The organism is Symbiopectobacterium sp. (genome assembly GCF_051710365.1).
GTDB lineage: Bacteria > Pseudomonadota > Gammaproteobacteria > Enterobacterales > Enterobacteriaceae > Symbiopectobacterium.
On record NZ_JBPETA010000226.1, the window covers coordinates 1 to 4,419 of the forward strand.

The 4,419-nt window shown below is 51.1% G+C and carries 3 protein-coding genes and 2 tRNA genes; all 5 read right to left on the minus strand.

The window, feature by feature from the left end:
• Positions 1-154: 154 nt before the first annotated feature.
• A tRNA-Arg gene (locus ACTBDZ_RS15410) sits at positions 155-231 on the minus strand.
• Between the two features lie 8 nt (positions 232-239).
• Positions 240-332 (minus strand) — tRNA-Ser (locus ACTBDZ_RS15415).
• Positions 333-633: 301 nt separating this feature from the next.
• Positions 634-819: a carbon storage regulator CsrA gene (gene csrA / locus ACTBDZ_RS15420; RefSeq protein ID WP_005972168.1), complete on the minus strand. Its 186-nt coding sequence runs from the start codon at positions 817-819 to the stop codon at positions 634-636.
• Positions 820-1,145: 326 nt separating this feature from the next.
• Positions 1,146-3,773 (minus strand): alanine--tRNA ligase, encoded by a 2,628-nt coding sequence (gene alaS / locus ACTBDZ_RS15425; protein ID WP_438815967.1) that lies wholly within the window; start codon positions 3,771-3,773, stop codon positions 1,146-1,148.
• A gap of 235 nt (positions 3,774-4,008) precedes the next feature.
• A partial coding sequence (locus ACTBDZ_RS15430; RefSeq protein WP_438815968.1) for a transposase occupies positions 4,009-4,419 on the minus strand: 411 nt, incomplete at its 5' end.

A 4,419-nucleotide genomic window follows, 5' to 3' on the forward strand; every position in this document is an offset into this window, starting at 1 on the left:
GGGATTGTTAGTATGAATCATGAGAGTTACCTCGTGTTTTGTATAAGGATTGGACACCCATATCAAAACCGGTAACTCTCAACCTTGCAAGGTCCAGTGTCAGATCAAGTCGCGACTAATACATATGGGATATTATGATTCACAACATGAGGAATGGTGCATCCGGGAGGATTCGAACCTCCGACCGCTCGGTTCGTAGCCGAGTACTCTATCCAGCTGAGCTACGGATGCATAGTAAATGGCGGTGAGGGAGGGATTCGAACCCTCGATGCAGCTTTTGACCGCATACTCCCTTAGCAGGGGAGCGCCTTCAGCCTCTCGGCCACCTCACCAACACGCTAACCTTTGAACCGCGATGATGATGTTTCCTTCATCGTGCTCACCGGTACTGCGTGGCGCACATATTACTTTCCCTGACTTATAAGTCAAACAATTTTTCCTAACTCTTGGTTGTTTGAACAAATCACACCCAACACGCACAGATTAACAGCGAAAAGTCTATTTTATCAACGGCGTTAGCGGCTATTGATGCCTGTGACAAAACGCACTCATAGGAAACTAAAACGGCATGGGAAGATATACAGGGAAGCTAAAACGAACGCGTCCCGCCTGAGAGGCGAGACGCTTGGTAAATCAGTAGGACGTCGGTTGCGACTTTTCCGCTTGGATCCGCTGGTAAATCTCTTCGCGGTGAACAGAAACTTCTTTCGGCGCATTAACACCAATACGAACCTGGTTGCCCTTTACCCCTAGCACGGTAACCGTCACCTCATCGCCAATCATGAGGGTTTCGCCAACTCGACGAGTCAAAATAAGCATTCTTTGCTCCTTGAAAGATTATAAAGAGTCGGGTCTCTTTGTCTCCCCGCCATTCTCCATCATGCGCCGTGAAAACATAAACCTAAATGGGGAAACGCACTCCGCCATCTTACTCCAGTATATCGTTACTTTTAGTTTAGTCGATGTCAGCCGTTTTCGCTGTTTTATCACGACATTTGTTATCACAACAAAGGGCTACGGCATGCTCCGCTTACCAACACAAGCTCGGCAGACCGATATTTCCCCCCAGCGCACGTCCCTGGCCTAAGGGGAAAACGCCAAAATGAATATTTTGGCGTTTCGTTGAGATAACACACTATTTATAGTTATAGACTATCCGTTACCCATGTTTCAACGCTAGATAGTGCCGAAGGTAAAGCGGCAGGGTTGTTCCCACCGGCTTGTGCCATATCAGGACGTCCGCCCCCTTTACCACCGACCTGCTGAGCGATAAAGCCAATCAATTCACCGGCTTTAACACGATCGGTCAAATCCTTCGTGATACCAGAAATCAAGCTGACTTTATCCTCTGAGACGGTTGCCAGCACAATGATGGCTGAACCGAGCTGGTTCTTCAGATCGTCCACCATAGTACGCAATAATTTCGGGTCGGTGTTATCCAACTGTGTTACCAACAGTTTCGCACCCTTGATCGTTTTCGCCTTCGAGGAGAGCGAGGCACTTTCCTGGGCAGCCTGCTGTTCTTTCAACTGTTGCAGCTCTTTTTCCAACTGACGAGTACGATCCAGCAGGGAACGCACTTTTTCCGCCACGTTATGGCTATCGCCTTTGACCAGTTGGGTCACATCCTGTAATACGTCACTTTGACGATGCAGCGCCGCTAGTGCCCCACTGCCCGTTACGGCTTCAATGCGTCGAATGCCCGCCGCCGTCCCTGATTCGGAGACAATCTGGAACAAACCGATATCCCCGGTACGTTTGGCGTGCGTACCGCCACACAGCTCAATGGAGAAATCGCCCATGGTTAATACACGCACATGGTCTTCATATTTCTCGCCGAACAGAGCCATTGCACCTTTCGCTTTTGCATCCGACAGCGCCATCACGTTAGTGTCAACGTCGTGGTTACGACGAATCTGCGCGTTGACAATATCTTCCACCTGACGGATTTGCTCTGCCGTCATGGCTTCCGGTTGCGAGAAGTCAAACCGCAGGTAGTTATCGTTAACCAACGAGCCTTTCTGCGCAACGTGATCGCCCAGTACCTGACGCAGCGCTGCGTGCAGCAAGTGAGTGGCGGAGTGGTTAAGACGAATACGATCGCGACGCTCACTATCTACGTCAGCATTCACCGTATCATTGACGCGCAGCGTACCCTGAGTCAGAGAAACCAGATGACCGATTGCCTGACCAAACTTTTGGGTATTCCCAACGGTAAAGCGCACGTTGGCATTATGCAGTGTCCCTGTATCGCCGACCTGACCGCCCGATTCTCCATAGAACGGTGTTTCATTGAGGATAACCACGCCCTCTTCACCGGCATTGATCGCTTCCACCGCCTGTCCGTTTTGATAGAGCGCGATAACTGTAGCCTGCTGCTGTGTCTTGTCGTATCCCGTAAACGGCGTGGCCACATCAACACGAATCAAGGTGTTATAATCGATGCCGAACCCACTGGTTTCACGCGCGCGCTGGCGTTGTGCTTCCATCGCACGCTCAAAACCGTCCTTATCCACCGTAAGATCGTGCTCACGGCACACGTCTTCCGTTAAATCGAACGGGAAGCCGTAAGTGTCATACAGCCGGAACGCCGTCTCACCGTCCAGCACGTTCCCTTTCAAGTTTTTGATCTCTTCATCCAGCAGGCTAAGGCCGCGTTCCAGCGTGCGGGCGAACTGCTCTTCTTCCGCTTTCAGCGCCTGTTCAACCACCGCTTGCTGCTGTTTCAATTCATCAGCCACCGCCCCCATGACCTGAATCAATGGCGCAACCAATTTATAGAAGAAGGCCTCTTTGGCACCGAGAAAATTACCGTGACGCACCGCGCGACGAATAATACGGCGCAGAACATAACCACGGTTTTCGTTGGATGGCATGACGCCATCAGCGATCAGGAATGCGCAGGAGCGGATATGGTCAGCGATAACGCTCAAGGATTTGTTGCTCAAATCCTGAGTGCCAATAATGCGCGCCGCTTCTTGGATCAATGTGGTAAAGACATCGATCTCGTAGTTGGAATTGACGTGTTGCAATACCGCAGTAACACGCTCCAGCCCCATCCCGGTATCAACAGACGGTTTAGGCAACGGAACCATGGTGCCATCAGCCTGACGGTTGAACTGCATAAATACCAGGTTCCAGATTTCGATATAGCGATCGCCATCTTCATCCGGGCTTCCCGGAGGACCGCCCTGGATATGGTCTCCATGATCGTAAAAAATTTCCGAACACGGACCACATGGGCCAGTATCACCCATCTGCCAGAAGTTGTCAGACGCGTATTGACCGCCCTTGTTGTCACCAATACGGATAATGCGCTCGGCGGGTACGCCGACTTCGTTTGCCCAGATGTCATAGGCTTCATCGTCGGTGGCATATACCGTTACCCATAATTTCTCTTTGGGCAGGTTAAACCATTGCGCACCAGTCAGCAGTTCCCATGCATATTGAATGGCATCACGCTTGAAGTAGTCACCGAAGCTGAAATTACCCAGCATTTCAAAGAAGGTGTGGTGACGCGCGGTGTACCCGACGTTATCTAAATCGTTATGCTTACCGCCTGCACGCACGCAGCGCTGTGACGTGGTAGCACGCACATAGTTGCGCTTGTCCAGCCCCAGGAAAACATCCTTGAACTGGTTCATTCCCGCGTTGGTAAACAGCAATGTCGGATCGTTATTCGGCACCAGTGAACTACTGGAAACGATCTGGTGTCCTTTACTCTGGAAAAAATCGAGAAACGCTTGACGGATCTCAGCGGTGCTCTTGCTCATAATTGTCCTGGAATGAAACTAAAAGAACAGATCGTGGGCAAGGCTAGTGCAGCATAGTGACGCTACCCCTGCAACTCACGAACAAAAAGTGGGAATAAGATAAATTTTCTTCGGGGGGAAGTAAAACACCGGATGCATTCAATGCGAAAAATTCGTATAAATGTCCTGAATTTCATCATGAGAAAAGCCGCGAGTTAACAAGACCCTGTACACGATTCTGTGTAAATGCCTTTTCTCAGTAGTGACCGTCCAGACGATCACCGAACTCGATAATAAAGCGGCTCATAGCCATACGCCAGTCCCTCAGCGGCATCGTCCATTTTTGTGATGCCGCCTGGATTGCCAGCCACACCACCTTTTTCACCGAGTCGTCAGTCGGGAACACCTTCCGTTTCTTGGCTGCATGCCGGATCACGCTGTTCAGCGACTCGATGGCGTTGGTCGTGTAGATCACCTTGCGGATGTCCGTCGGGTAGGCGAAGAACGTGGCCAGATTGGCCCTGTTTGCCTGCCAGCTCTGGCTTATTTGTGCATAGCGGCTGTCCCAGGCACTGGCAAACGCTTCCAGAGCCTGCAGGCCTCCTTCTTCCGTGGGGGCCTGATAGATGGCTTTCAGGTCGCGGGTGACTGCCTTGTAGTCCTTCCA